The sequence below is a fragment of the Gordonia lacunae genome, assembly GCF_002149015.1.
Lineage (GTDB): Bacteria > Actinomycetota > Actinomycetes > Mycobacteriales > Mycobacteriaceae > Gordonia > Gordonia lacunae.
On record NZ_NGFO01000023.1, the window covers coordinates 18,811 to 42,212 of the forward strand.

Consider the following 23,402-nt stretch of genomic DNA (forward strand, 5'->3'; position numbering starts at 1 on the left):
GGCGAGTACGCCGGCGCGGACGTGCTCACGACTCAGTGATCGTGGTCGTGATCGTGTGCGACGGCCGTTCCCGGCGGAGTGGACTCCTCGCCAAGCCGTTCCTTCGCCTCGGCGACGATGTCGGCGGTGTTGAGCCGCACCGACTCGGCGACCTCCTCGGCCTTGCGCGTTCCGCGGATACCCCAGGTGGTGGCGACGACTGCCCCTTCACGCAGCGGAGCGCTCCGGGCGACGGTGCGCACGGCGTCGTAGGCCACGGCGCCGACGAACCCGGTCGCGACCGTGGCGCCGGCTTTGGCGAGCAATGCGTGAAGTGCCATGTGGTGTCCTCGCTATCCGATGTGCTGCGCACGTGGTGACAGGACACCACGCTACATGCGCTCACCGACTGACACCCCTCGGCGGCGGGTGCGGTTGTCGGACATGCGAACTCGCTTATGGAAGCGAGGGTCTCTCCGCTCCCTGAAATGCGAGCCTGCGAGCCACCTCCTGCCCCCTGAGGAGCGAGCCTGCGCGCCACCTCCTGCCCCCCGAGGAGCGAGCCTGCGCGCCACCTCCTGCCCCCTGAGGAGCGAGCCTGCGCGCCACCTCCTGCCCCCTGAGGAGCGAGCCTGCGCGCCACCTCCTGCCCCCTGAGGAGCGAGCCTGCGCGCCACCTCCTGCCCCCTGAGGAGCGAGCCTGCGAGCGTCACGAAGGGTCCTGGCGAGAAGCGTGACAGACCCTTCGTGACGCAGGAAGTGGCTTCGGCTCAACCAGCAGACGGTTGGTAGGAAGCGGCCGGAGAGCTCGCGAGACTTCGCCGTACCGCGGCGCGTACGTCGGCGTCGGGGTCGCCCGCGGCGCCCTCGAGGACTCGCCGGACGTCCGGATCGTCGCCCCAGTCCGCGAGCGTGAGGGCCGCGGCGCGTCGAACGTCGTTGTGAACGTCCGCGAGGGCCTTCTCGAGGGCCCGGATCGTCGCCTCGTGTCGCGCGATCGACAAGCCGCGCGCCGCACCGACGCGTACCTGCCACGCGGTCTCCCGCAACGCCCGGACGAGGGCCGGGCCGTCGACATCGCCGTCACCGACGATCGCCATCGCCGAGAAGGCCGCGGCCCGGACCAGGGGATCGCGGTCGGTGCCGAGCGCCCGCACGGCCTCCGCGCCACCCGCGCCGACCGTCGCCAACCCCTCGGCCACCGCGACGCGCACCTCGCGGTCGGGATCCGATGCCAGACCGGCGATCAGACCGGACTCGTCTCGAGACACCAGCGCGCGGATGGCCTCGATGCGCACTCGGTGGTCGGGATCGCCTGCCGCGGCGACGAACAGGTCGCCGCGGTCGGCGCGCACGGCGCGGAGCAGGTCGACGACGGTCGCACGCACGGCGGGGTCGGTCGACTCGACGTGACCCGCAAGAGCTGACACGAACTCCGCTGTGGGGTCGATGATCTCCACCAGTTCCCGCAGTCCCAGCGTCGCCGCCCCGCGGACCGGAGCCGCCGAATCCGACAGCGCCCCGACCACGGCCATCTCGAAACCGTCCGGGGTGTTCTCGGTCAGCACCGCTATCGCGGTCCGGCGGACGGTCGGGTCCGGATCGTCAAGGTAGTCCGCGAGATCCGACGCGTGTGCCACCGACGTACCGAGCAGTTCGACGATCCGCGGCGAACCCGGTGCGGCGGGCTCCGTGTCGCGCGGCGTCTCGCGAACGGGACTCTCGACGCCGCGGTAACCCGGGCCCGTCGTGACGACCGGTTGTTCGATGGCGATCACCGAACGGTCGGCGGGCGGGATGTGGTCCAGTCCCTCGACGCCGACCAGGAACGGTTCCACCGGCCGCCCGAGGAACTCCATCGTGCCGTCGGCGGCCTTGCGGACATTCAGGTGGTAGCCCCACTCGTCGTCCCGGCGCTCGGGCAGATCGGCGCGTTCGTGGTAGAGGCCCCACCGACTCTCGGTGCGCGTCAACGAACTCCGCGCGGCCAGCTCCGCGCAGTCGCGGATGAACGACACCTCCGCGCACCGCATGAGTTCGTGCGGGGTCCGGCCGCCCATCTGCTCGATCTCCGAGCGCATGCGCTCGAACGTCTCGATGGCGATGGCGAGCTTGTTCGACGTCTTCGGCGGCGCCACGTAGTCGTTGACGAAACGGCGCAGTTTGTACTCGACCTGTGGCTGGGGCGGGCCGTCGGGATGGGTCAGCGGTCGGTAGATCAGCTCATGGGCCGCGCGCAGCTGGTCCATCGGCAGGTCGGTGGGCGCCGTCAGGTCGCGGGCGGTGTCGCTGGCGTGCTGGCCGGTGAGTTCGCCGTAGACGAACGCGCCGATCATGTAGTTGTGCGGCACGCAGGCGAGGTCGCCGGCTGCGTACAGGCCGTCGACGGTGGTGCGCCCGTGCTCGTCGACCCAGACGCCCGATGCGGAGTGTCCACTGCACAAGCCGATCTCGGAGATGTGCATCTCGATGTCGTGGGTTCGGTAGTCGTGTCCGCGGTTGCTGTGGAATGTTTCCCGCGTCGGCCGCTCGGTGGTGTGCAGGATCGACTCCAGGGAGTCGAGCGTCTCGTCGGGAAGGTGACTGACCTTGAGGTAGATCGGGCCGCGCGCCGACTCGATCTCGGACTTCACCTCCGCCATCATGTCGCCGGACCAGTAGTCGGAGTCGACGAACCGCTCACCGTCAGCGTTGACCTGGTATCCCCCGAACGGGTTCGCCACATAGGCGCACGCCGGACCGTTGTAATCCTTGATCAGGGGGTTGATCTGGAAGCACTCGATGCCGCTGAGCTCCGCGCCCGCGTGGTAGGCCATCGAGTACCCGTCCCCGGCGTTCGTCGGGTTCTCGTAGGTGCCGTACAGGTAACCCGATGCGGGCAGGCCCAGGCGCCCGCAGGGCCCGGTGGCGAGGATCACGGTCTTCGCGCCGATCTCCACGAACTCGCCTCTGCGCGTGTGCAATGCGGCCGCACCGACAGCGCGGCCGTTCGCGGTCAGGACCCGCACGGGCATCAGGCGGTTCTCGATCGTGATCTTCTCGCGCATGTCCCGCTTGCGCAGAACGCGATACAGAGCCTTCTTCACGTCCTTGCCCTCGGGCATCGGCAACACGTACGACCCTGACCGGTGGACCCGGCGGACCGCATACTCTCCGTACTCGTCCTTCTCGAACTTCACGCCATAGCGCTCCAGGCGTCCGATCATCGCGAACCCACGAGTCGCCGTCTGGAACACCGTCTTCTGGTTCACGATGCCGTCGTTCGCGCGGGTGATCTCGGCGACGTAGTCCTCCGGCGTGGCCTTGCCCGGGATGACGGCGTTGTTCACACCATCCATTCCCATGGCCAGGGCCCCAGAGTGCCGGACATGCGCCTTGTCCAGCAGCAGAACCGATGCGCCGTTCTCGGCGGCGGTGAGAGCCGCCATCGTCCCGGCGGTCCCGCCGCCGATGACCAACACGTCGCAGTCGAGTCGGCTGCGGTCGGCGATGTCTGGGATGTCCACGGCTGGCTCACTTCTCCAATGCGTCGAGGATGGTACGGCGTAACCGCAGGGTGGCGTCGTCCCCGCGTCGTCGCGGGTCGCGCGGGTGCGGGATGTCGACGACCGCGCGGACGGGTTCACCCGCGCGGCCGAGGACGACGACCCGATCACCCAGCAGCAGCGCCTCGTCGACGTCGTGCGTCACGAACACCACGGTCGAGGGATGACCTGCCAAGGTGTGCAGCAGAAGCTCCTGCATGGAGGTCCGTGTCTGGGCATCGAGTGCACCGAAGGGTTCGTCCATCAGAACGGCTCTCGGCGAGCCCGCGAGTCCGCGGGCCAGCTGCACCCGCTGACGCATACCGCCGGACAACGACTTCGGCAGGTAGTCGCCGAAGCCGTCGAGGCCGATCTCGGCGATCCACTGCTCGGCGTGCTCGCGACGCTGTTGCCGCGGAACTCCGCGTAATGCCAACGCCAGCAGGATGTTCTTCCGAACGGTTCGCCAGGGGTGCAGTGCATCCTCCTGGAACACCATGGCCCGATCCCGAGAGGTGGTGACGACCGGGTCGCCGTCGGCCAGGACTCGTCCCCCGCGGACCGGCAGCAATCCCGCGATCGCGCGTAGGACGGTGGACTTCCCACACCCGGACGGTCCGGTCAGCACCACGATCTCGCCGGCACCGACGACGAGGTCGAGTCCGTCGATGACCGTCGAATCCCCGTATCCGATCCGGATGTCCTCCAGGTCGAGCCGCATCGCGGTCGCCGGGTCCAACGGCACTGTTCTCGCGGTGCTCATCGTTGCTCCTGCCCCCGCGGCAGCCACCGGGTGACCCGCCGACCGATCAGCTCGATCAGCCCGGACGTCACCGCGCCGAGCACGCCGATGGTCAGCATCCCGACGAACACCTGCGGGTAATCGACCACCGTGTACGCCTGCCATGTCCGGTACCCGACCCCCAGGCGGCCGGAGATCATCTCGGCGGAGATGAGGCAGATCCACGCGACGCCGACACCCACCGACAGACCGCTGAACACCCCCGGTGCGATACCGGGCAGGATCACCCGCACGACGACGTCACGGCGAGTGCCTCCCATCGTCCGCACCGAGTCCTCCCAGATCGTGGGCAGCGCCCGGACGGCATGCCGGGTCGCGACGAGGATGGGGAAGAACGCTGCCGCGAAGGTGATGAAAACCATGCCGGCCTCATCGGTCGGCAACACCAGGATCGCGACCGGAACCAGCGCTATCGCCGGGATCGGGCGGAGAACCTCGGTGAGCGTGCCTGCGGTGAGTCGCGCTGCCCGGGAGCGTCCCAGAGCGATACCCACCGGGATGCCGACGAGGACCGCCACCGTGAACCCCGAGCCGATCCTGATCAAGGACTGCCCGAGGTCCAGGTAGTACTGCTCGGTGCCCAGCGCGCTCCAGAACGCCTGGGCCACATCGGTGAGTGAGGGTATGGTGTCGAACCTGGCCCACAGAACCACATCGTGCGTCGTCAGAAGTTGCCAGACGACTCCGGTCGCGACGAGGACAAGTAGTCGGATTCCCCACTGCCAGAGCCGGTTCGGTCCGTCTGGGGCACGCATCGGGGGCTCGTCGGGGACCACGTCGTCGACGACGACGGAGGTGATCGTCGCGGCGGTCATGACGCGACCTCGGTCAGTGCCTGCTCGTAGGTCACGTCGGCGGCGCCGGGATGCGTCGCCCGGTACTGTTGCGCGCTGTCCGAGGTGGTGAACGCCACGTACCGGTTGCCCTCCCGCAGCCACACCGCCTTGTCGGCGAACCAGCGGGTCCCCAGCTGCGGGTCCGAGATGTACGCGGCCCGGACTTCCTTCCCCTGGCGCCGAGCCTGTTCGATCGCACGCAGCAGGCAGGTCGGGTCCGCGGCAGGTTGGGTCCGTTCTCGTCCGCGTAGCCAGATCTCACCGGCGGTCGCCGGGTCGACCTCCACCCCACAAACCGGGTCGGTGCCACGGATGACCGAAGCGTTGCTGTTGCGGCTCACCGCTTCCGAGTAGTCGACGCCGGCCGAGGCGAAGGTCTCCTGCAGCGGCCCCGGATCGACGAAGGTGTCCAGGTCGATCTCGTGGGGGAAACTGCCGATGGACTTCAGGTAGGGGACGTCGTTGTGCAGCGCCTCGACGAGGTTCGACTTGATGGCCGGATTGAAGTCCGTTCCACCCGGTCCGTTGTACAGATAGACGACCTCGGCCGGGAGACCACTGTTCTTCGCGACGCGCTCGGCGGCCGCGAGCGGGTCGCGGGTCAGGGACGCAGCCGAATCGAGCTGCGCTCGCAGGAATGCCGCGACGACGTCCGGGTTCTCCTGCGCATAAGCCGATCTCGCGACGACCCCGTGCAGGGTCGGGACCCCGAGCTGCGCCCCGTCGTAGAGCAACCGGGCCTTGTCCTGGAAGACCAGGAGCCCCGGCCAGGCCACGAACTGGGCCAGGGCATCCACTTTGCCCGACTCCAGCGCCGACGCACCGACCTGCGGCTGCTGGTTCTGCATCTGTACGCCGGTCGTCGGGTCGATACCCGCCCGGTCGAGGGCCTGGACAAGCGTCCCGTGACCCGCCGATCCGACACTGGCCGAGATCGACTTGCCGCGCAGATCGGCAATCGTCGCGGCCGGTGAATCCGGCGGAACCACAACCATGTTCAGCGAACCCCGAGGGCTGGACCCCGCGACCGACAGCATCTCGGTGCGGGTCTTCTCCTCGGCGCCGGCGCGAGATCCGTTGATCAGCAACGGATAGTCGCCCATCGACCCGATGTCGATCTTGCCCGCGACCATCCCTGTCGTGATCGGCGCGCCGGTGTCGTAGTCCTGCCACTCGACCGCGTACTTCTGGCCGGTCCGTTCGGTGACCTCGGCGAGCCGCTTCTCGAACTGGCCCTCCGCGCGAAGCAGCGTACCCGCCGTCACCGTGTTGATGGTCTTCGACTGGTAGCCGACGACGACCCGCACCGCGTCGGAGTCACCGGAGTCCTCCAGCGAGCAGGCGGCACTGCCGAGAGCAACGGCGAGGGTGGCGGTGAGCGCCGCCAGTTGTCGGTGTCGGAGACGTGTTCTCATCGGGGTGTCCTTCGGGCTGGGACTGTGGGCATGGGTCATGGCCGCCGGTTGCGGTGCACACCGGCGTCGTGGGTCGGAGGAAGTCAGCGAAGAAGGTAGGGCATGTTGACGGTGACGGCGCCCGTCGGACACCGCACCGCGCACGGCCCGCAGTACCAGCACTCGTCGACGTGCATGAAGGCCTTGCCCGATTCCGGGTTGATGGCCAGCGAATCCAGCGGGCAGACCTCGACGCAGAGGGTACAACCCTCGATGCACAGCGATTCGTCGATGGTGACCGGCACGTCGACCCGGTTGTTGACCTGGCTCATGATCCGGCCACCTCGCGTCGGGCGGTGCTCCGCAGGCAGACACGGTCGCTGCGCATCCGGATGTACTCGAGGTCGACCGGCCGGCTCTCGTGCGCGAGGTGGGTCAGCCGTTCGAGAAGCAGAAGCGATGTCCCGGAACCGATCTCCAGATGCGCGGCCGAGTGCGGATCGGCGTCGACGGCCTCCACCGTCATCGTCGCGTGTCCGAGTGGTCCGCCGGAGATCTGCTCGAGCAGGGTGAACACGTCATTGTTCTCGAGGTCGTGCTCGAGCAACGGGATGCCGAGATCCGGTACGAGGTAGGTGATGTCCAGGCTGATCGGCTCGTCGTCGAGGTAGCGCAGCCGCTCGATGTAGACGGCCTGCGCATCGACGAGTTGCAGTCGTCGCGCAACCGCACGCGGTGCGTCGACGAGGGTGGCGATCTTGACCGTGTTGCGCACCTCGCCGTGCATGCGGAACGTCTCCTTCAATCCCTGCAGCGCGTCGAGCCCGTGGTCGAGTTTGCGGGCCACCACGTGGGTGCCGACTCGAGGCGCGCGCTCGATCAGCCGTTCCTCGGTGAGGATCGCGAGCGCATCCCGGATGGTGTTGCGCGAGACATTGAAGTCGGCGATGAGCGCACGTTCGTCGAGCGCGTCGGTGAGATCGCCATCGTGGATCTGGCGCCGGAGGACGTCGGCGACCATCCGGGCGTTGTCCGCCCGAAGTCGTCCGGCTGCGGTGGTCCTGAGCTGCATGGATGGGACGATAACGCGGTTGCGACCGACCCGGGTCGACCGCTGAGAACCCAAGCCGGACGCCGACGGCAATGCGCCACCGGAGATAGGTGCTGACCTGCGAGCCACGGCCGGTCGCACACCATTGCGCCACCTTCCCGGCTCGCGATCACTTTAGAATCACGGCGCACGCAAAGCGCTCGGCGAGATTCCGAGCGGACCGACATCCCCGGCCGACTCCGACCGCGCCCCACCGATCACCACTACTCTTGGCCTCATGACCAAGCGAACCGAACCGGACGCCGAGATCGACATCAAGCCGCGTAGTCGTGACGTCACGGACGGCTTGGAGAAGACCGCCGCCCGCGGCATGCTCCGCGCGGTGGGCATGGGTGACGACGACTGGGTGAAACCGCAGATCGGTGTCGGGTCGTCGTGGAACGAGATCACCCCGTGCAACCTGTCACTGGACCGACTGGCCAAGGCCGTGAAGGAGGGTGTGCACGAAGGCGGCGGATACCCACTCGAGTTCGGCACCATCTCGGTCTCCGACGGCATCTCGATGGGCCATGAGGGCATGCACTTCTCGCTGGTCTCCCGCGAGGTGATCGCCGACAGCGTGGAAACCGTGATGAGCGCCGAGCGGCTCGACGGCTCGGTTCTGCTGGCCGGCTGCGACAAATCCCTGCCCGGCATGCTCATGGCCGCCGCGCGCCTCGACCTCGCATCGGTGTTCCTCTACGCCGGGTCGACGCTGCCCGGGTACGCCACGTTGTCGGACGGCAAAGAGCGTCAGGTGACCATCATCGACGCCTTCGAGGCGGTCGGCGCGTGCTCCCGCGGGCTGATGAGCCGCGAGGACGTCGACACCATCGAACGCGCGATCTGTCCCGGTGAGGGCGCGTGCGGCGGCATGTACACCGCCAACACCATGGCCAGCGCCGCCGAGGCGTTGGGCATGTCCATCCCCGGCAGCGCCGCGCCCCCCGCCCCCGACAGGCGCCGCGATCAGTTCGCCCGGCAGAGCGGCATCGCCGTCGTCGAGATGCTGCGGCGCGGCATCACCGCCCGCGACATCATGACCCGTGAGGCCTTCGAGAACGCCATCGCCGTGGTGATGGCGTTCGGCGGGTCCACCAACGCGGTGTTGCACCTCCTCGCCATCGCCAACGAGGCCGAGGTCGAGTTGTCTCTCGACGACTTCATCAGCGTGGGCAGCCGTGTTCCGCACCTCGCCGACGTCAAACCCTTCGGCCGGCACGTGATGACCGACGTCGATCGCATCGGCGGTGTGCCGGTGGTGATGAAGGCACTCCTCGACGCAGGTCTCCTACACGGCGACTGCCTGACGGTGACCGGGTCGACCGTCGCGGAGAACCTGGCGCACATCGCGCCGCCGGACCCGGACGGTCAGGTCCTGCGCGCCACCAAGTCGCCCATCCATCCCACCGGCGGTATCACGATCCTCAAGGGATCACTGGCACCCGAAGGCGCCGTGGTGAAGTCGGCGGGGTTCGATTCGGATGTCTTCGAGGGAACGGCCCGGGTTTTCGATCGCGAACGCGCCGCGATGGACGCGCTCGAGGACGGCACGATCACCGCGGGGGACGTCGTGGTCATCCGCTACGAAGGTCCCAAGGGCGGACCGGGGATGCGCGAGATGCTCGCGATCACCGGCGCCATCAAGGGCGCGGGCCTGGGCAAGGACGTGCTCTTGATGACCGACGGCCGGTTCTCCGGCGGCACCACCGGTCTGTGCGTCGGTCACGTCGCGCCGGAGGCCGTTGACGGCGGGCCGATCGCACTGGTGCGCGACGGCGACCGCATCCGCCTCGACGTCGGCCGCGGCCTCCTCGACCTTCTGGTCGACGACGACGAACTCGCCTCACGTGCAAAGGAATTCACTCCGCTGCCGCCACGCTACACGCGCGGGGTGCTGGCCAAGTACTCCAAGCTCGTCACCTCCGCATCGCAAGGGGCCGTCTGCCGCTGACGGGCCCACCGAGATGCCGGAACGAAACCTCCGCGGTTTCGTGTCGTAGTCGATGCACAAAATCCGGTGCCGTGCGGGAGATGGATCTAGAGTTCCAGCATGGCCAAGGACCGTGGCACCCCGAAACCCGCAACCGGGAAGTCGTCTGCGGTCTCGAAGGTGTCGCTGCCGCAGTGGATAGCACTCGGGCTGACGATCCTGGCGGTGGTCTTCATCCTCCAGAACCGGACCACCGTGCGCATCGAGTTGTTCTGGGTGAGCGTCGAGTCCCCGCTGTGGTTCATCCTGGCCGTGGTCTTCATCGTCGGCTGGGTCGTGGGCGTCCTCGCCGCTCGCGGCCGCTACCGGCAGCGTCGTCCCCACTGAATCCGCTGCCGCCTCGTCGACGTAACCCCGCGCGGCCTCACGACGATCGGCCGGGCGGCAGTTGCCGGCGTGGGGTGAGGTGACCCCGCAGCCAGTCGTAGATCGCGTCGCTGTTCAGCAGGGTGAAGTGGTGTGCGTTGCCGATGTGGAATCCCTCGTGGAACCGGAGTCCGCGACGCTGGCGCGTGTGCTGCCCGCGCCCGCTCGGTGCGAGCACCAGGCCGTCACCGAACAGGCGTCCGACTGGATGATCGGGGTCGCGGGTGATGGTGGCGGTGACGAAGAGATGTCGTGCGCCCTTGAGCAACGGTACATCGGCTCCGGGCGGCTGCGACCACGCGTCCGGGTCGTGACCGATCCAGTCGTCGTCGGTCAGGCTGCCGTGGAACAGGTCTCGAACCCCGGCGCTCCGACGACGCAGCAATGAGCCGATAGGACGGGTGACCGGCGTCCGGCGCAGGGCATTCGTGGCCAGATGTACACCGCGGGCCAGCGGAGCGCCGAGGTGCGGCGTGCCCAGGCACACCGTCTCCGACACCAGGCCCGGCCAGTAGTCACCGCGCTGATCGGCTGCGTGACAAGCACTTCGAACGACGAGCCCACCCATCGAATGCCCGATGAGGGACAGTCGTGTCACCGGCGTCGGCCAGAGCAGGACGAGGGCGTCGAGAAGGTCGGCGAGGGCGCGGCCGTTCTCGCTGATGTGGCGGCCGGTGTTGTACCGGAGCTGGACCTCGGTGGCGCCGATGTCGCGGGCCAGTCTCTCGCCGTAGGTGGGTCGCTCACTGAGCGACCACGCGAACTCCGACTCCATCAGGCCGTGCAGGAACACGACGACGTGTCCGCCCGCGTCGGGTAAACCTTCTCGGAGCGACTCGGCGTCGAGGGAGACCGGCCGGCCGTCGACGCGGACCGACATGTCGGCCGTCAGGGGCGAGTCCGCGGTCTCCAGTTCGTCGCCGATGAGACCGTTGAGGATGCCGAGGAGCACCGCGCCACGAGCGGTTTGCGACGGCGCGCGGCCCTCCGACCAGGGCACATGGTCCGCGGCCGATCGACCGGCGTCGAGCGCCGCGGTGATCGAGTTGTATGCCCCCTCGCTGACGGCGTCGTGCACCATCCGTGCGGTGTCAACGGAACCCCCCAGGACGGGTCGGAGCATCCGGAAGACACCACCGGCGATGACGCGGTGCATCGCTCCGACGCCGCGCGTCGCAGCGCCGGCCTCGTAGAGCCCGAGGTCGGTGAGCGCCCGCAGCTCGGACTCGCGCGTGGTCGAGGCGGTCATGCCCCGAGTGTACAGGTGTGCACTGAATATGTCGCGTGAACGGGCCGCGCTTACCTACTGCCGCCCCCTCTCCGAGACGAATGCCGCGACGGCCTCTGCGATCTCTGCCGGTGAATCCTCCTGGACGTAGTGTCCGCCTGCGCCCAGAGCCCGGATCTCGATGTTCGCGACGTTGTCACGTACCCAGTCGACGATCTCCGGGGTCAGGAGAAACCCCGGCTCGAAGGTGTACAGAGCCTTGGGGATCGTGCTGGTCCGTAGCCAGTCTTCGTTTGCGGCGAGGAAGTCGACGGTCGTCTGCGGCTCGGCGTCGACGGGGAGCGCACGCGGGAACACCAGGACCGGTCGGCGGCTCTCGGGTGTCGGGAACGGTGCCGTGTACACCGCCAGGTCGTCGTCGGTGAGTCCGTTCAGAACTGCGCCGGGTAGCAGGCCGGTGACGAATCGGTTCTCCTCCAGGATGATCTGCTCGCCCACGCCTGGTTTGAGCACCTCGGCCCGGAGGGCGACGAACTCCGCCGGCAGATCGTCGGATCGGATGGGTCGCAGCACGGGTTCGGCGATCACGAGGCCGGCAACACGATCGGGGTGGGTTCGTGCCCAGGTGATGCCGAAGGCCGCACCGTAGTCCTGGGCGACCAGGGTGACGTTCCGCAGGTCCAGCGCGTCGAACCAAGCGTCCACGAAGCGCTGGTGGTCCTCCAGTGAGTACTCGATGTCGGGCTTGCCCGACTCCCCGAAACCGATCAGATCGAGCGCGAGGAGTCGTCCCTTCCCCTGGAGCCGGGAGAACACCCCCCGCCAGAGGTACGAACTGGTCGGGTTCCCGTGCAGAAAGACGATGGGATCGCCGGACCCGGACTCTACGTAGTGCAGCGCGGAGCCGAGAACGTCGACGGTGTTGCTGGTTGCACCGGCTCCGAATTCGGGCCGGGCCGGGCTAGGCGATGTCGTCGCGGATGGTGCTGAGGGAACTGTCATGTGGATCTCCTGTGCGATGTGGGTTCGTGTCGTGGGATGGTCAGGGGTCGCGCCGCAGCCGGCCAGCCGGCACGGTGGCCGATTCCCCGGGCGTTCAGATGTGGTGACACTGATGCGACGTAGTCGGTGACACCACCGGGACTGTGGGCGAACTTGACGATGAAGCCGTCGCACACCTCGTCGTCGAGCCAGTCGTTCATGACCGCGGCAACGTCGGCGCCGGTGCCCGTGACCGAGAGGTGCCCACGGCTGCCGGCAATCGTGGCGACCAGTTGACGCCAGGTGGCCGATGGTCCGATCTTCTCGACGATCTCCCCCAGTACTCCTGCCCGACTACGGATCCCGTTGTGGCGGGGTTCGAGGACGAGTGCGCCGACCGCGTCATCGAATGCGCCGGGCGGCATCGAGATCCCGTACATGGCCAACATGTGTCGCGCGGCTTCCTCGGTGACCAGGCCGTCCAGGGTGTCGCGCAACGCCGACGCTTCTTCTCCCGTGGCACCGAGGGTGGTGAGGATGCCCGGCAGGAATCGGATCTCGTCGGGGTCACGTCCGGCCTCGGCGGCTCGACGGCGCAGGTCGGTGCGGAACGCGCGAGCGGCGTCCTTGGTGGGCGTGGCACCGAAGACGACGTCGGCATGGCGCGCGGCGAACGCCCGCCCGGTGTCCGACGCCCCGGCCTGCACCAGCAGCGGACGGTCGGAGCCCCACCGCTCACGCAGTCTGTCGACGATGCCGTCGGCCACCTGATATCGCTCGTCATGTCCCGGGACGGTTATGTTTCCGAACGCCCTCGCCGTCTTCGGTGCCCCGGTGGTCACGATGTTCCAGCCGATGCGTCCATCCGAGAGCGCGTGGAGCGTTCGGAAGGTGCGATAGAGCTGTTCCGGCGTGGTGAACACCGTCGACGAGGTGATGACGATGTTGAGATCGGGGACCTCGTGCAGAATCGCGGCGGCCAGCGTCGTGGGTTCGAACGGCCACCGGATCACCGAGGAGACCAGGGGGTCGTACCCGACGAAGTCGGCGAAGAAGACCCCGTCGAATCCCCCGGCCTGCACCGACCGTGCGAAATCCAGGTAGTAACCGGGATCGTTGATTTGTTCGATGGGAGACGAGGGCAACCGCCAGGCGCCCTCGTGGTCACCCGAATGGTGGATGTCGGCGAACAGCAGCGGCGTCGGACTCACCCGCCGCCTCCTCGGATCGAATCCGCGAAGTCGACCACCGGCACCACGCCCTGTGGCCCCGCGGGTACGTCGAGGGGGGAATCGATGGTGAAGTACCGTCCGGACGCGGTCACCGGCACGATCCGGGCGGGGTCGGCATGCCGGCCGGTGACGCGGTCGTTGACGAGCGCGCCCGGCCGCCACGAGGTGAGCAAGGACGACACGACCTGCACCATCTCCGCTGCGCGACGGGGGTCCGAGTCGACCGGTCCCCACACCACTCGGCCTGCGGAGAGTTTGTCGATCTCCGCCAACCGCCGAGCGGTCGGGTACGGCTGCCACTGCGGCACGGGTACCGCCACCGCGATCCCGATGACATCGGTGGCCTGCGCGATGGCAGCAGCCACCACGAAGGGGTCCAGGTCATCGGAACCGGTGGTGTCGACGACGAGCGTGCCGGTCTGCCGATGGTCAGCGGATCGAGCCAGCTCGATCCCGTGCCGGAGGCCGTCCGCACTGTCGAAGCGCAGCGGGATCGGATCGTCGACGACGGCGCTCACGGCCGGTACTCCCCGACGTAGCGGCCGCCGTCGGCGACGAACTCGGAGCCGGTCGAGAATCGCGACGCATCGGACAGCAGGAACAACACCAGGGCGGTGATGTCGGCGGGCTGCCCGGGCTCCCGGATGATCTGGTTCGGTAGCACGTCGGAGTCCAGGCCGTCGATGAACGGCGTTGCGATCCGGCCCGGGTGGATCGAGTTGACGCGGATGTGCCAGCGCCCCAGATCCAGTGCGGCCGAACGGGTCAGACCGCGCACTGCCCATTTCGCCGTCACATAGGCCACCCGGTCCTGGATTCCGATGAGCCCTGCGATCGACGAGATGTTGACGATGCTCCCGCCGCCGGACTCCCGGAGGGCCGGCGTGAGGGCCCGGACGCCCAGGAGGCTGCCGGTGACATTGACATCCTGCACGCGCCGGTACTCATCGAGATCGGTGTCGAGCACGGAGCCGGATCCGAAGATGCCCGCGTTGTTCACCAGCCCACCGACCGGCCCCTGGGCGCCGGCCACCTCCGCGACCTGGTGCCAGTGTTCGGCCGAAGTCACGTCGAGTTGCAGAGCGGTGGCCGCGGGGCCGATGCCTTCGGCGACACGCTTGACGCCGTCGACGTCGATGTCGCCGAGGACGACGCTGCCACCGGCCCCGACGATGGCCCGGGCATGCGCGGCACCCATTCCGCCGGCTGCTCCCGACACGACGAACACACGACCGGCGAGGGTGTCCGAGGTGAATGTCACGTCAGAGCACCCCGAGTGCGAAGGCGCCGACGTACGCGCGGATGCTGTCGGTGTTCGGCGGGTGGAAACTGCCGGCGCGCACATCGCGGTAGAGGCGCTCGAGCTCACCACGACGGTGCAGTGACCCGGCACCGGCGATCTCGAGGGCCAGGTCGGTGACGGTGCGCGCCACCCGGGTGCCGTTCTCCTTGGCGGCGAACAGCCGCAGCAACGCGCGATCGCCGAGATCGGCTCCATCGGTGAGCGCCGCGGTCAGGGCGTCCAGCTGGCCGGTGACACCTTCGAGTGCCAGTTCGGCCTCGGCCACGTGATACTGGGTGAACGGCTTGTGCGCGACCGATTCTCCGCCCAGGCTCACCGCCGTCCGCGAGCGCGCTGTCGCGATGGCGACGTCCAGGGCCCGGCGTGCGACTCCGAGGTAGATGTTCCCGAGCGCGGGCAGGACCCACGGAAAGACTCCCGCGATGTAACCCGTCGGCGGCTGACCGAGATCGACGATCTCCACGACACGGTCGGCGGGCAGGAACACGTCGTCGAGGAGGGTGTCGTGACTCGCGGTCGCTCGCACCCCGAGGGTGTCCCAGGTCTCGACCGTGGACACACCCTCCTGATCGCGAGAGATGAAGCCGTGCACGATCTTCGGGTGGTCCGGGTCTGAGTTGTCGCGCGCGTGCACACCCAGCCACTGCCACGCCGGCGACAATGATGTGAAGATCTTGTGCCCGGACAGCCGGTACCCGCCCTCGACCGGGGTTGCGACGGTGGTCGAGTCGTCGATCGAGACGTCGTTGCCCGGCTCACCGTGGCCGGCCGCCACGACCTTGCCCGCCACGACCTCGTCGGCCAGCCACTTGAGCGAGGTGTCGCCCGCGCGCAACGCGTCGCCGAGCGGCCCCGTCCAGTACAGATGCATGTTGATGCCCAGGGCGGTCGCCGGTGCGTGGGCCGCGAGCCGGCGTTGCTCGGCGTTGACCTGATGCAGCGTCAGCCCGAGTCCGCCGTGCTCGCGGGGGATCGCGGCCCGCAGATAGCCGAGTTCGCGCAGGTCGTCGAGGTCCTCGGCGAAGAACGTGTTGTCGCGATCATGCACGACGGCCCGTTCCCGGAAGCGTTCGAGCGCATCCTCCGGGATGAGCCACTCGGTGTCGGAATCGGGTAGAGCGGTGGTTTCGGTCATCGAGAATCCTTTCCTGGTGCACCGTGCGCGGAACGCGCACGATGTGCGTGGTGAGAACCGAGCAGTTGCGGGCGTTGACGGTGATCGCCGAGACCTCGTCGCTGCGGGCGGCCGCTGCGCGACTCGGCATCAGTCAGTCGTCTCTCAGTACGTCGATCCAGCGACTGGAGGCCGAGCTCGGGGTGACCTTGCTGGGCCGCACGCGGACCGGGACGACGCTCACCGAGGCCGGCCGCGCGGCGCTGGCCCCCATCCGCGACGTGTGCCGGGCCGAGGACGACCTTCGCCGGGTTCTTTCCGAATACGGCGACGGCCGGCCCGAGCTCGTGCGGGTGGCCGCGGTGACGTCGGCGGTCAACACCGTGCTGCCGGTCGCGCTGCACGATGTCCTCGACGACGCGCGGCTCGAGGTGCAGGTGCGGATCGGTGGTTCCGACGACGTGATCGGTCAGGTCCTGGACGACAGCGCAGACCTCGGTCTGATCGTGTGTGAACCCGGTGTGCGCCCGCCGACCTCGGGTGTCCGCAGCGAGACACTCCTCTCGGCGCGGGTCGGCGTGGCCATGCCGGTGGGTCACCGGCTCGCCCGGGCCGACTCCGTCACGCTCGGTGACCTGCACGGCGAACGGATGATCGACTTCCGCGCGGGCTACCTCATGCATCAGGTGGGTCGGCGCATGGCTGCCCAGACCACTGCGCGTGCCGTCTCCCATGTCGAGTCGACGCCGGAAGCCGTGCGTCTGGTGTCCGCGGGGGTCGGCATGTGCTTCGTTCCCCGATTCAGCGTGGCCGCCGGGGACCGGGTGGAGTGGCGTGAGCTGACCGATTCGGCCGAGCGGATCGACCTGGTACTGGTCAGTCCGGCGCGGATCCGTGCATCGATCGGACTGGGCCGGCTCACGGATCGGATTCGCTGGCACAGCAGGCGGCTTCACGGTGTCCGCCCGGAGACCGGTGGTTCGGCGAAGACCGCGGTCCGGGACACGGTGTAGTCCTCGATGGTGGCGCGGACTCCCTCCCGGCCGCGACCGGATTCCTTGATCCCGCCGAAGGCGGTGACGTCCGATCGGTAGGTGGGCACGTCGCCGATGACGACCTGACCTGTTCGCAGCACCGACACCGCATGCGACGCAGTGCGGAGATCGTGGGTGAACACACCGGAACTCAAGCCGAACCGGGAATCGTTGACGCGCGCATAAGCCTCGTCGAGGTCGGTGTAGGTCAGGACCGAGACCACCGGCCCGAACACCTCGTCGGTGATCACCCGGGCCGACGGCGGTGGGTCGAGCAGCACTGTCGGTGGCAGCCATCGACCCTCACCGGGTCCTCCGGTCGCGAGCCGCGCGCCGGCGTCGAGGGCCTCCCCCACCCAGCCACGAATCCGGTCCGCGGATGCGTCGTCGATCACCGGTCCGACGTCGGCGTGCTGATCTTGCTTTTCGGCGGCGGTGACCAGCAGCGGCACGAAGGTTTCGGCCGCCGACTCCGGGACATAGACGCGCTGGACCGACGTGCAGGCCTGACCGGCGTTGTAGAACCCGAAGAGTGCAATTCGTTCAGCGGCGTGACGCAGATCCTCGATCGAGGTGGCATCCGGCGCGATCACCGCGGCGGCATTGCCGCCGAGTTCGACGATGACCTTCTTCCGCGGAATAGCATCGACGATGCGCCAACCGACCGCATCAGACCCGGTGAAACTGACGGTCGGCAACGCGGGGTGGGTGATGAGCTGCCAGGTCCGACGATGGTCGGTGTCGGGTTCGACAACGGTGACGATCCCCGAGGGGATCCCCGCCGCGTCGACCGCCCGTGTCAGCGCCGCCGCGGTCCGTGGGGTCCGGGGGCTGGGCACCACGATCACCGATGCTCCGGCGGCGACCGCGGGCGCAACCTTGTGGACGGTGAGGTGGAGCGGAAAGTTGAACGGAGACAACGCCAGAACCGGTCCACGCGGCTCGCGGACGGTGATTGCCAGTCGCCCCGACCCGGTAGGTTGTGCGTCGAGTCGTTGAGCCTGCGGGTGCAGATCGAGTGTCTCGACCGCGGCGAGTCGGACGATCTGGGTGGCCCGCTCCACCTCCGTCCGTGCCCACTTGTCGGGCTTTCCGGTGTCCGCGTGGATCGCCGCCGCGATCGTCTCAGAACCCGCCTCGAACTCGACGGCGAGGGCATTGAGCCACGAATGGCGTTGCCAGGAATCAGCTTCGGCGAGCACGGCGAGGGCATTGAGCCACGAATGGCGTTGCCAGGAATCAGCTTCGGCGAGCACGGCGAGACCGTGGGCGGCGCCGTCGACGATGTCATCGACGGCGCGCGCCGCAGTGGTCAGGGTCATCGAGTGGCGCCGGCGTCGAAGACCTCCGGGTCGGGCAACAGGCCCAATGCCAGCGAGATTCTGTTCGTGCCGTTGATGATTGCGACGATCTGTACGGCTTCGTAGATGTCGACGTCCGACAGGCCCAGGTCACGGAGCCTCTCAATGGCAGCATCCGACACCTCCCCGGGCTCGTCGGTGAGTGCGAGGGCGAGCTCGACCAGGGCATGCTCGCGCTCCGCCAGCTCGGGTACCTCCCGGTGGTCGAGGGAGATCCGGTGGGCGAGCCAGGGATCGTGCAGGAACTCCCCTAGTTCATGAACGTGCAGCGCATGGCAGTACGAGCATCCGTTGCGGACCGAGACGACGGTGGCGAGGATCTCGCGCTCACGCCGGGTGATGGAGGTGGCCACGTCGGGCGAGCCCTGCAGGAGCGGGAAGAGGTATGCATTGAGTCGGTCGAAATGTCCCTCGTCGATGGCGAAGGCGCGTAGCCAGTTCGGGACGAATCCGGACTGCTCCTCGGTCGCGGCGAAGAACTTCTTGGTCTTGTCGGACAGGTCGTCCTCGGCTGGGATTGCCAGACGGGCGATCTGAGGTTGGGCGGCAGTGGTCATGGGGAGTCCTTGGTCGGTCGGGGCCTCGGTGCCGTCAGTTGAAGAACTGATCGTCCGGGGTCACCTGCAGGAAGATGCTGAACCGGTTCGCGGCTGCGAATGCGGAGACCACGTGGACTGCCTCGTAGATCTGCTTGTCGTCGAGTCCCAGGTCGCGCAGTGACTCGATGTCGGTGTCGTCGACCTCGCCGGGATGCAGCGCCAGCTTGGCGGCGAAGCGCGCGAGGACGCGGTGTCGCTCGCCGAGTTCACGGACCTCGCGGAAGTCGATCGCGACGCGAGTGCCGAGCTTGCGATCGCCGAGAGCCTCGCCCAGACTGCCCGCGTGGTTCAAACGACAGTAGGAACAACCGTTCTCGGCCGAGGTGACGGTCGCCAAGATCTCGCGATCGACGTACGGGAGCAGTCCGGAGTTCGGGTCGAGCAGCGCCAGTAGGTAGTCGTTGAATCGTGCGGCGTGCGCACCACCGAGCGCGAAGGCGCGAGCCCAGTTCGGGATGTATCCGAGCTGCCGCTCCAGGGAGCTGATCTGTTCCTTCAAACGCTCCGGCAGCTCATCGAACTCGGGAACGGAGAGGCGCGAGATTGACGTTGTGGCAGGAGTTTCCAAGATATCGGTCACGGCGGTCCTCGTCTGATCGGGCCCCGTTGGCGTGGGGCGACGAGAGTTCACGCTAGGCACCGATCAGAGGTTGGCCCAGATTAAGAACTCGACGAGATCGAAGTTGCCGACGCGACGTAATCGATGGGTGGGTGCGGGTGATCGCTTCCTACGATCACTCACACCGTGTGCGACGGGCAGGCCGGACGGCGCACTCGTGTCGACCCGCCTCCTGCGAAGTCAGGTCGTACGCCGTCGCGCCCGGAACACCACGTCGTGCGTGTGGTGACCGCCGCCGGCCACTCGTCCACGCTCTCGGGTCTCATCGGTGACCGTGTCCCAACCGTCGCCGAGCAGATCGGCGAAGTCGCCGGGCTGCACGTAGGCGTCGGGGTCGAAGCCGTGCGCCCGCACGCCTTCGGGGGCGTGCGCGACCACCAGGAGCGACCCGCCGGGCCCGACGGCCTCGACCAGTCGGCGTGCGGCGTCGATGTTCTCTTTCGGGATCGGGAAGTAGTGCGCCGTCACGAGATCGACGTCGGCCGCAGGAACGTCATCGGCGATCACGTCGGCACGCAACCAGGTGATCGACGGTCGTGGGTCGATCTCGCGGGCCCGGTCGACCGCGACCTGTGAGATGTCCAGGGCCGTGACCTGCCATCCGCGGTCGGCCAGCCACCGGGCGTCGGCGCCCTCGCCCGATCCGATGTCGAGTGCGGTGCCCGGATCGAGGTCGGACACCTCGGCGACGAGCGCGGGGTTGACGTCGGATGTCCAGAGCCGATCCGCGCCGCGGTAGCGCGCATCCCACCCCTCGGCGGTCCCCGGGTCGTGGGGCTTCGCGGGCTCGGTCACGGTGTCGGGGCTGCTGTTGTCGGAGGCCATGCATTCGACTGTGGCATGCGACCTCGCAAGTGACCAGAACGGTTGCCGATGCGGCAAGAATCGACTCGGTGGCTGGGCAGGCCGGGTCACGCCGGACGCCCGCGCCCATCACGTCCGTCGACGATTCCGCCGACAGCAGGCAGACTGGTCGACATGGCCTTCCCCATTCGTATCGGTGTCCAGATCCAGCCCCAGCACGCGCCCGAGTACTCGTTGATCCGCGACGCGGTTCGACGCGCCGAGGACACGGGCGTCGACGTCGCGTTCAACTGGGATCACTTCTATCCGCTGTACGGCGCACCCGAAGGCGAGCATTTCGAGTGCTGGACGATGCTCGGCGCCTGGGCCGAACAGACCTCGCGCGTGGAGATCGGCGCACTCGTGACCTGCAACTCCTACCGCAATCCGGAGTTGCTCGCGGACATGGCCCGCACCGTCGACCACATCAGCAACGGCCGCCTCATCCTGGGCGTCGGGGCCGGTTGGTTCGAGAAGGATTACGACGAGTACGGCTACGAATTCGGCACCGTCGGTTCGCGGCTCAACGATTTCGGTGCCGCCCTCCCGCGGATCAAGTCGCGTCTGGCCAAGCTCAATCCGGCTCCCACCCGCGACATCCCGATCCTCATCGGCGGCAGCGGCGAGAAGAAGACGCTGCGCTACATCGCCGAGCACGGCGACGTCTGGCACGGCTTCAACGATGTCGAGCAGTACCGGCACAAGTCCAAGGTGCTGGCCGAGCACTGCGCCGCCGTGGGTCGCGACCCAGAGACCATCGAGCGCTCGTCGGGTGTGCAGTTCGACGGGGACGTCGACGCACTGCTGCGCGACGCGGACGCGTTGGCCGACGAGGGCGTGACGCTGCTGACCGTCGGCGTCACGGGTCCCGAGTACGACCTCACCGCCCTCGAGGCGCTGTGCCGGTGGCGCGACGCGCGGAACTGACCGCGGGGCGGGCGGGCCACGACGGGTCCCGCCCTACACCCCGCCGGATGCCGACACTCGACCGAATGCCTCGACGACACCGCACACCCGCACGGCTAGGTTTGTGATCATGCATCGAGTGCCGGCACTTCGGGAACTGCTGACACGTGTGGCCTCGGCGGCCGCGCTGGTGGGATTGCTGGGCTTGGTCGTGGCCCTGGCGTCACCCGGCACGGCGTCGGCCGAACCGCCGACCCGGCTGCCCACCTACGTCGTCGATTCCGCCGACGCGATCACACCGGAACAGCGCACCGAGCTCGAGGCCGCGATCGACTCGCTCTACAACGACCACGCGGTCCAGATGTGGATCGTGTACGTCCGCGACTTCGACGGCCTCACCAGCGAGCAGTGGGCGGATCAGACCGCCGCCGCGAGTGAGCTGGGTGATCACGACGCCTTGCTCGCCGTAGCGACCGAGGACCGGGCGTACCGGTTGTTCGCCCCCGACAGCGTCGGCGGCCTCGATCAGTCGACGCTCGAAGAGGTGGCCAACGACGACGTCGTCCCGCAGCTGCGCGACGGCAACTGGGCGGGTGCCGGGCTGGCCGCGGTCAACGGTCTGTCCGAGGCGCTCGATCCGAGCCACACCGGCGTGATCGCGGCCGGTGTCGTCGGCGGAGTGGTCGTCCTCGGCGGCGGTGGCGCGTACCTCTATTCACGACGACGGCGGCAACGCCGGATCTCCGACGGTGTCGAGACCCTGCGCGAGCAGGAACTGACCGTCGACCAGCTGGCCGCCCAGCCCGTCGAGGTGCTCGACCCGTGGTCACGCGAGGTGCTCACCGACCTCGACAATGCGATCCGGACCAGCAAGGAGGAACTCCAGCTGGCGGTCGGCGAGTTCGGAGAGGTCGAGACCGCACCGTTCTCCGACACCGTTCGGCGGGCGGAACAGGCCTTGGCCCGGGCGTTCGCGTTGCGTCAACGGCTCGACGACAACGTCCCCGAGACCGACGACGAGCGCCGCTCGATCCTGGTGCAGATCATCACCACGAGCACCGAGATCGACAGCGTGCTCGACGATCAGGTCGAGAACTTCGACGCGATGCGCAACCTCCTGATCAACGCCGACGCCCGATTCGACTCGATCACCCAGCAGTTGATCGGTCTGCGTGCCCGGCTGGAGACCGCGTCGCAGCAGCTCACCGATCTCATCCGCAAACACGGTGAGAACACGCTGACCTCCATTCTCGACAACGTCGACCTCGCCCGTTCCCAGATCGACTTCGCGGAGGCGACCGCGGACCAGGGCCGTGCCGCGATCACCGCTCCGGTGGGCCAGCAGGGGCCTGCGGTCGCCGCCATCCGGTCGGCGGAGGGTTCGATCGAGCAGGCAACCGTGCTCCTCGACGCCATCGATCACGCGGATGCCAACATCGCCGCCGCCCGCTCCCGGATGCCTGCGCTCATCGCCGAGGTCGAGGACGAGCTCGCCGAGGCGAACGCCCTGGCCGAGAAAGGTGAGACTTCCCTGGTGACTGCGATCGAGACCGCGAGCGCCGCGGTCGCCGGTGCACACAGCAACTTCGACGCCGATCCCCTGGGCACCTTCACCGCGCTGGTCGACGCCGATGCCGACCTCGACGACGCACTCGCCGCCGCACGTGACGCCGCAGCCGAGCGCATGCGGCGCGCACAGGTCCTCACGGCCGCACTCGAGTCGGCCGGTGCCAAGGTGACCGCGGCCGCCGACTTCATCGGCACCCGCCGCGGCGCCGTCCAGTCCACCGCCCGCACCCGGCTCGCCGAGGCGCAACGCCTTCTCGGGTCCGCGACGGACGTCGCCGCCACCGATCCACCCGCGGCGACGGAGACGGCCCGTCGTGCCGGTTCCCTCGCCGATCAGGCCTTGATGGCCGCCCAGGGCGACGTGGTCAGCTGGCAGCAGTCGCAGCAGCGGCATCCGACCGGCGGGTCCACCGCCGGTGCGGTCCTCGGCGGCATCCTCGTCGACAGTTTCCTGCGCGGCACCATCGGCGGTCGCGGAGGTGGCTTCGGCGGGGGCTTCGGCGGCGGCGGATTCGGCAGCGGCGGGCGCAGTCCCGGGTCGTTCGGCGGCTCCGGGTCGTCGGGCCGGATCGGCACCGGCGGTCGCTTCTGAGTCCTGGCGCCGGGATCGCAGCGAGCGGGCCAGATCG

22 protein-coding genes are annotated in these 23,402 nt (G+C 68.4%); 5 read left to right on the top strand and 17 right to left on the bottom strand.

All coding sequences use genetic code 11. The features are described from left to right. Positions 1-32 precede the first annotated feature (32 nt). The 7 genes from CA982_RS18260 to CA982_RS18290 form a co-directional block, all read right to left on the bottom strand. The gene (locus CA982_RS18260; RefSeq protein ID WP_086536688.1) at positions 33-320 is read right to left on the bottom strand and encodes a DUF1490 family protein; all 288 of its coding nucleotides are present in this window, start codon (positions 318-320) and stop codon (positions 33-35) included. Between the two features lie 429 nt (positions 321-749). Continuing rightward, entirely contained in the window at positions 750-3,485 is a 2,736-nt protein-coding gene (locus CA982_RS18265) for a fumarate reductase/succinate dehydrogenase flavoprotein subunit (protein WP_086536689.1), read from the bottom strand. A 7-nt stretch (positions 3,486-3,492) separates the two neighbouring features. Continuing rightward, a complete protein-coding gene (locus CA982_RS18270; protein WP_086536747.1) occupies positions 3,493-4,266 on the bottom strand; it encodes an ABC transporter ATP-binding protein in 774 nt (257 codons plus the stop codon). Next, on the bottom strand, positions 4,263-5,120 hold the full coding sequence (locus CA982_RS18275; RefSeq protein WP_086536690.1) for an ABC transporter permease: 858 nt from the start codon (positions 5,118-5,120) through the stop codon (positions 4,263-4,265). The genes CA982_RS18270 and CA982_RS18275 overlap by 4 nt, the downstream gene beginning before the upstream one ends. Next, on the bottom strand, positions 5,117-6,556 hold the full coding sequence (locus CA982_RS18280; protein WP_086536748.1) for an ABC transporter substrate-binding protein: 1,440 nt from the start codon (positions 6,554-6,556) through the stop codon (positions 5,117-5,119). Before CA982_RS18280 ends, CA982_RS18275 begins: the two co-directional genes overlap by 4 nt. An 83-nt stretch (positions 6,557-6,639) precedes the next feature. After that, positions 6,640-6,867, bottom strand: coding sequence for a 4Fe-4S dicluster domain-containing protein (locus tag CA982_RS18285; protein ID WP_010843879.1), 228 nt, complete (start codon positions 6,865-6,867; stop codon positions 6,640-6,642). Next, positions 6,864-7,556: a GntR family transcriptional regulator gene (locus CA982_RS18290; RefSeq protein ID WP_086536749.1), complete on the bottom strand. Its 693-nt coding sequence runs from the start codon at positions 7,554-7,556 to the stop codon at positions 6,864-6,866. The genes CA982_RS18285 and CA982_RS18290 overlap by 4 nt, the downstream gene beginning before the upstream one ends. A gap of 307 nt (positions 7,557-7,863) precedes the next feature. Between CA982_RS18290 and ilvD the strand changes: the two genes are divergently transcribed. Together ilvD and CA982_RS18300 are read left to right on the top strand one after the other, a co-directional pair. Next, positions 7,864-9,579 carry a dihydroxy-acid dehydratase gene (ilvD, locus tag CA982_RS18295; protein WP_208617993.1) on the top strand — a complete coding sequence of 572 codons (1,716 nt, stop codon included), beginning with the start codon at positions 7,864-7,866 and terminating at the stop codon, positions 9,577-9,579. Between the two features lie 99 nt (positions 9,580-9,678). Beyond that, positions 9,679-9,945, top strand: a complete 267-nt coding sequence (locus tag CA982_RS18300) for a lipopolysaccharide assembly protein LapA domain-containing protein (protein ID WP_208617995.1) — start codon at positions 9,679-9,681, stop codon at positions 9,943-9,945. A gap of 37 nt (positions 9,946-9,982) precedes the next feature. Here CA982_RS18300 and CA982_RS18305 read toward each other — a convergent pair whose 3' ends face one another. Genes CA982_RS18305 through CA982_RS18330 form a run of 6 tightly spaced genes read right to left on the bottom strand, consistent with a single transcriptional unit; the run spans position 9,983 to position 15,863 of the window. Continuing rightward, positions 9,983-11,233: an esterase/lipase family protein gene (locus CA982_RS18305; RefSeq protein WP_086536692.1), complete on the bottom strand. Its 1,251-nt coding sequence runs from the start codon at positions 11,231-11,233 to the stop codon at positions 9,983-9,985. Positions 11,234-11,287: 54 nt separating this feature from the next. After that, entirely contained in the window at positions 11,288-12,214 is a 927-nt protein-coding gene (locus tag CA982_RS18310; RefSeq protein WP_086536693.1) for a haloalkane dehalogenase, read from the bottom strand. Next, the gene (locus CA982_RS18315; protein ID WP_086536694.1) at positions 12,211-13,404 is read right to left on the bottom strand and encodes an LLM class flavin-dependent oxidoreductase; all 1,194 of its coding nucleotides are present in this window, start codon (positions 13,402-13,404) and stop codon (positions 12,211-12,213) included. Before CA982_RS18315 ends, CA982_RS18310 begins: the two co-directional genes overlap by 4 nt. Next, the gene (locus tag CA982_RS18320; protein ID WP_158097819.1) at positions 13,401-13,943 is read right to left on the bottom strand and encodes an LLM class flavin-dependent oxidoreductase; all 543 of its coding nucleotides are present in this window, start codon (positions 13,941-13,943) and stop codon (positions 13,401-13,403) included. The genes CA982_RS18315 and CA982_RS18320 overlap by 4 nt, the downstream gene beginning before the upstream one ends. After that, complete coding sequence (locus CA982_RS18325; protein ID WP_086536696.1) at positions 13,940-14,686, bottom strand: SDR family oxidoreductase; 747 nt, start codon at positions 14,684-14,686, stop codon at positions 13,940-13,942. The genes CA982_RS18320 and CA982_RS18325 overlap by 4 nt, the downstream gene beginning before the upstream one ends. A 1-nt stretch (position 14,687) precedes the next feature. Continuing rightward, positions 14,688-15,863 carry an acyl-CoA dehydrogenase family protein gene (locus tag CA982_RS18330; RefSeq protein WP_086536697.1) on the bottom strand — a complete coding sequence of 392 codons (1,176 nt, stop codon included), beginning with the start codon at positions 15,861-15,863 and terminating at the stop codon, positions 14,688-14,690. A gap of 50 nt (positions 15,864-15,913) precedes the next feature. Between CA982_RS18330 and CA982_RS18335 the strand changes: the two genes are divergently transcribed. Next, positions 15,914-16,855, top strand: coding sequence for a LysR family transcriptional regulator (locus CA982_RS18335; RefSeq protein WP_158097820.1), 942 nt, complete (start codon positions 15,914-15,916; stop codon positions 16,853-16,855). Here the strand turns inward: CA982_RS18335 and CA982_RS18340 are convergent. From CA982_RS18340 to CA982_RS18355, 4 genes are all read right to left on the bottom strand, one after another. Next, positions 16,795-18,198 carry an aldehyde dehydrogenase family protein gene (locus tag CA982_RS18340; RefSeq protein WP_086536699.1) on the bottom strand — a complete coding sequence of 468 codons (1,404 nt, stop codon included), beginning with the start codon at positions 18,196-18,198 and terminating at the stop codon, positions 16,795-16,797. The genes CA982_RS18335 and CA982_RS18340 overlap by 61 nt on opposite strands. Continuing rightward, entirely contained in the window at positions 18,195-18,794 is a 600-nt protein-coding gene (locus CA982_RS18345) for a peroxidase-related enzyme (protein WP_086536700.1), read from the bottom strand. The genes CA982_RS18340 and CA982_RS18345 overlap by 4 nt, the downstream gene beginning before the upstream one ends. Positions 18,795-18,828: 34 nt before the next feature. Further along, on the bottom strand, positions 18,829-19,335 hold the full coding sequence (locus CA982_RS18350) for a peroxidase-related enzyme (protein WP_244176357.1): 507 nt from the start codon (positions 19,333-19,335) through the stop codon (positions 18,829-18,831). 300 nt (positions 19,336-19,635) lie between these two features. Then, positions 19,636-20,280 carry a class I SAM-dependent methyltransferase gene (locus CA982_RS18355; protein WP_208617998.1) on the bottom strand — a complete coding sequence of 215 codons (645 nt, stop codon included), beginning with the start codon at positions 20,278-20,280 and terminating at the stop codon, positions 19,636-19,638. A gap of 153 nt (positions 20,281-20,433) precedes the next feature. On the opposite strand from CA982_RS18355, the gene CA982_RS18360 reads away from it, so the two are divergent. After that, positions 20,434-21,225 carry an LLM class F420-dependent oxidoreductase gene (locus tag CA982_RS18360; RefSeq protein WP_086536702.1) on the top strand — a complete coding sequence of 264 codons (792 nt, stop codon included), beginning with the start codon at positions 20,434-20,436 and terminating at the stop codon, positions 21,223-21,225. A gap of 109 nt (positions 21,226-21,334) precedes the next feature. Next, on the top strand, positions 21,335-23,365 hold the full coding sequence (locus CA982_RS18365) for a TPM domain-containing protein (RefSeq protein WP_086536752.1): 2,031 nt from the start codon (positions 21,335-21,337) through the stop codon (positions 23,363-23,365). The last annotated feature ends 37 nt before the right edge of the window (positions 23,366-23,402 follow it).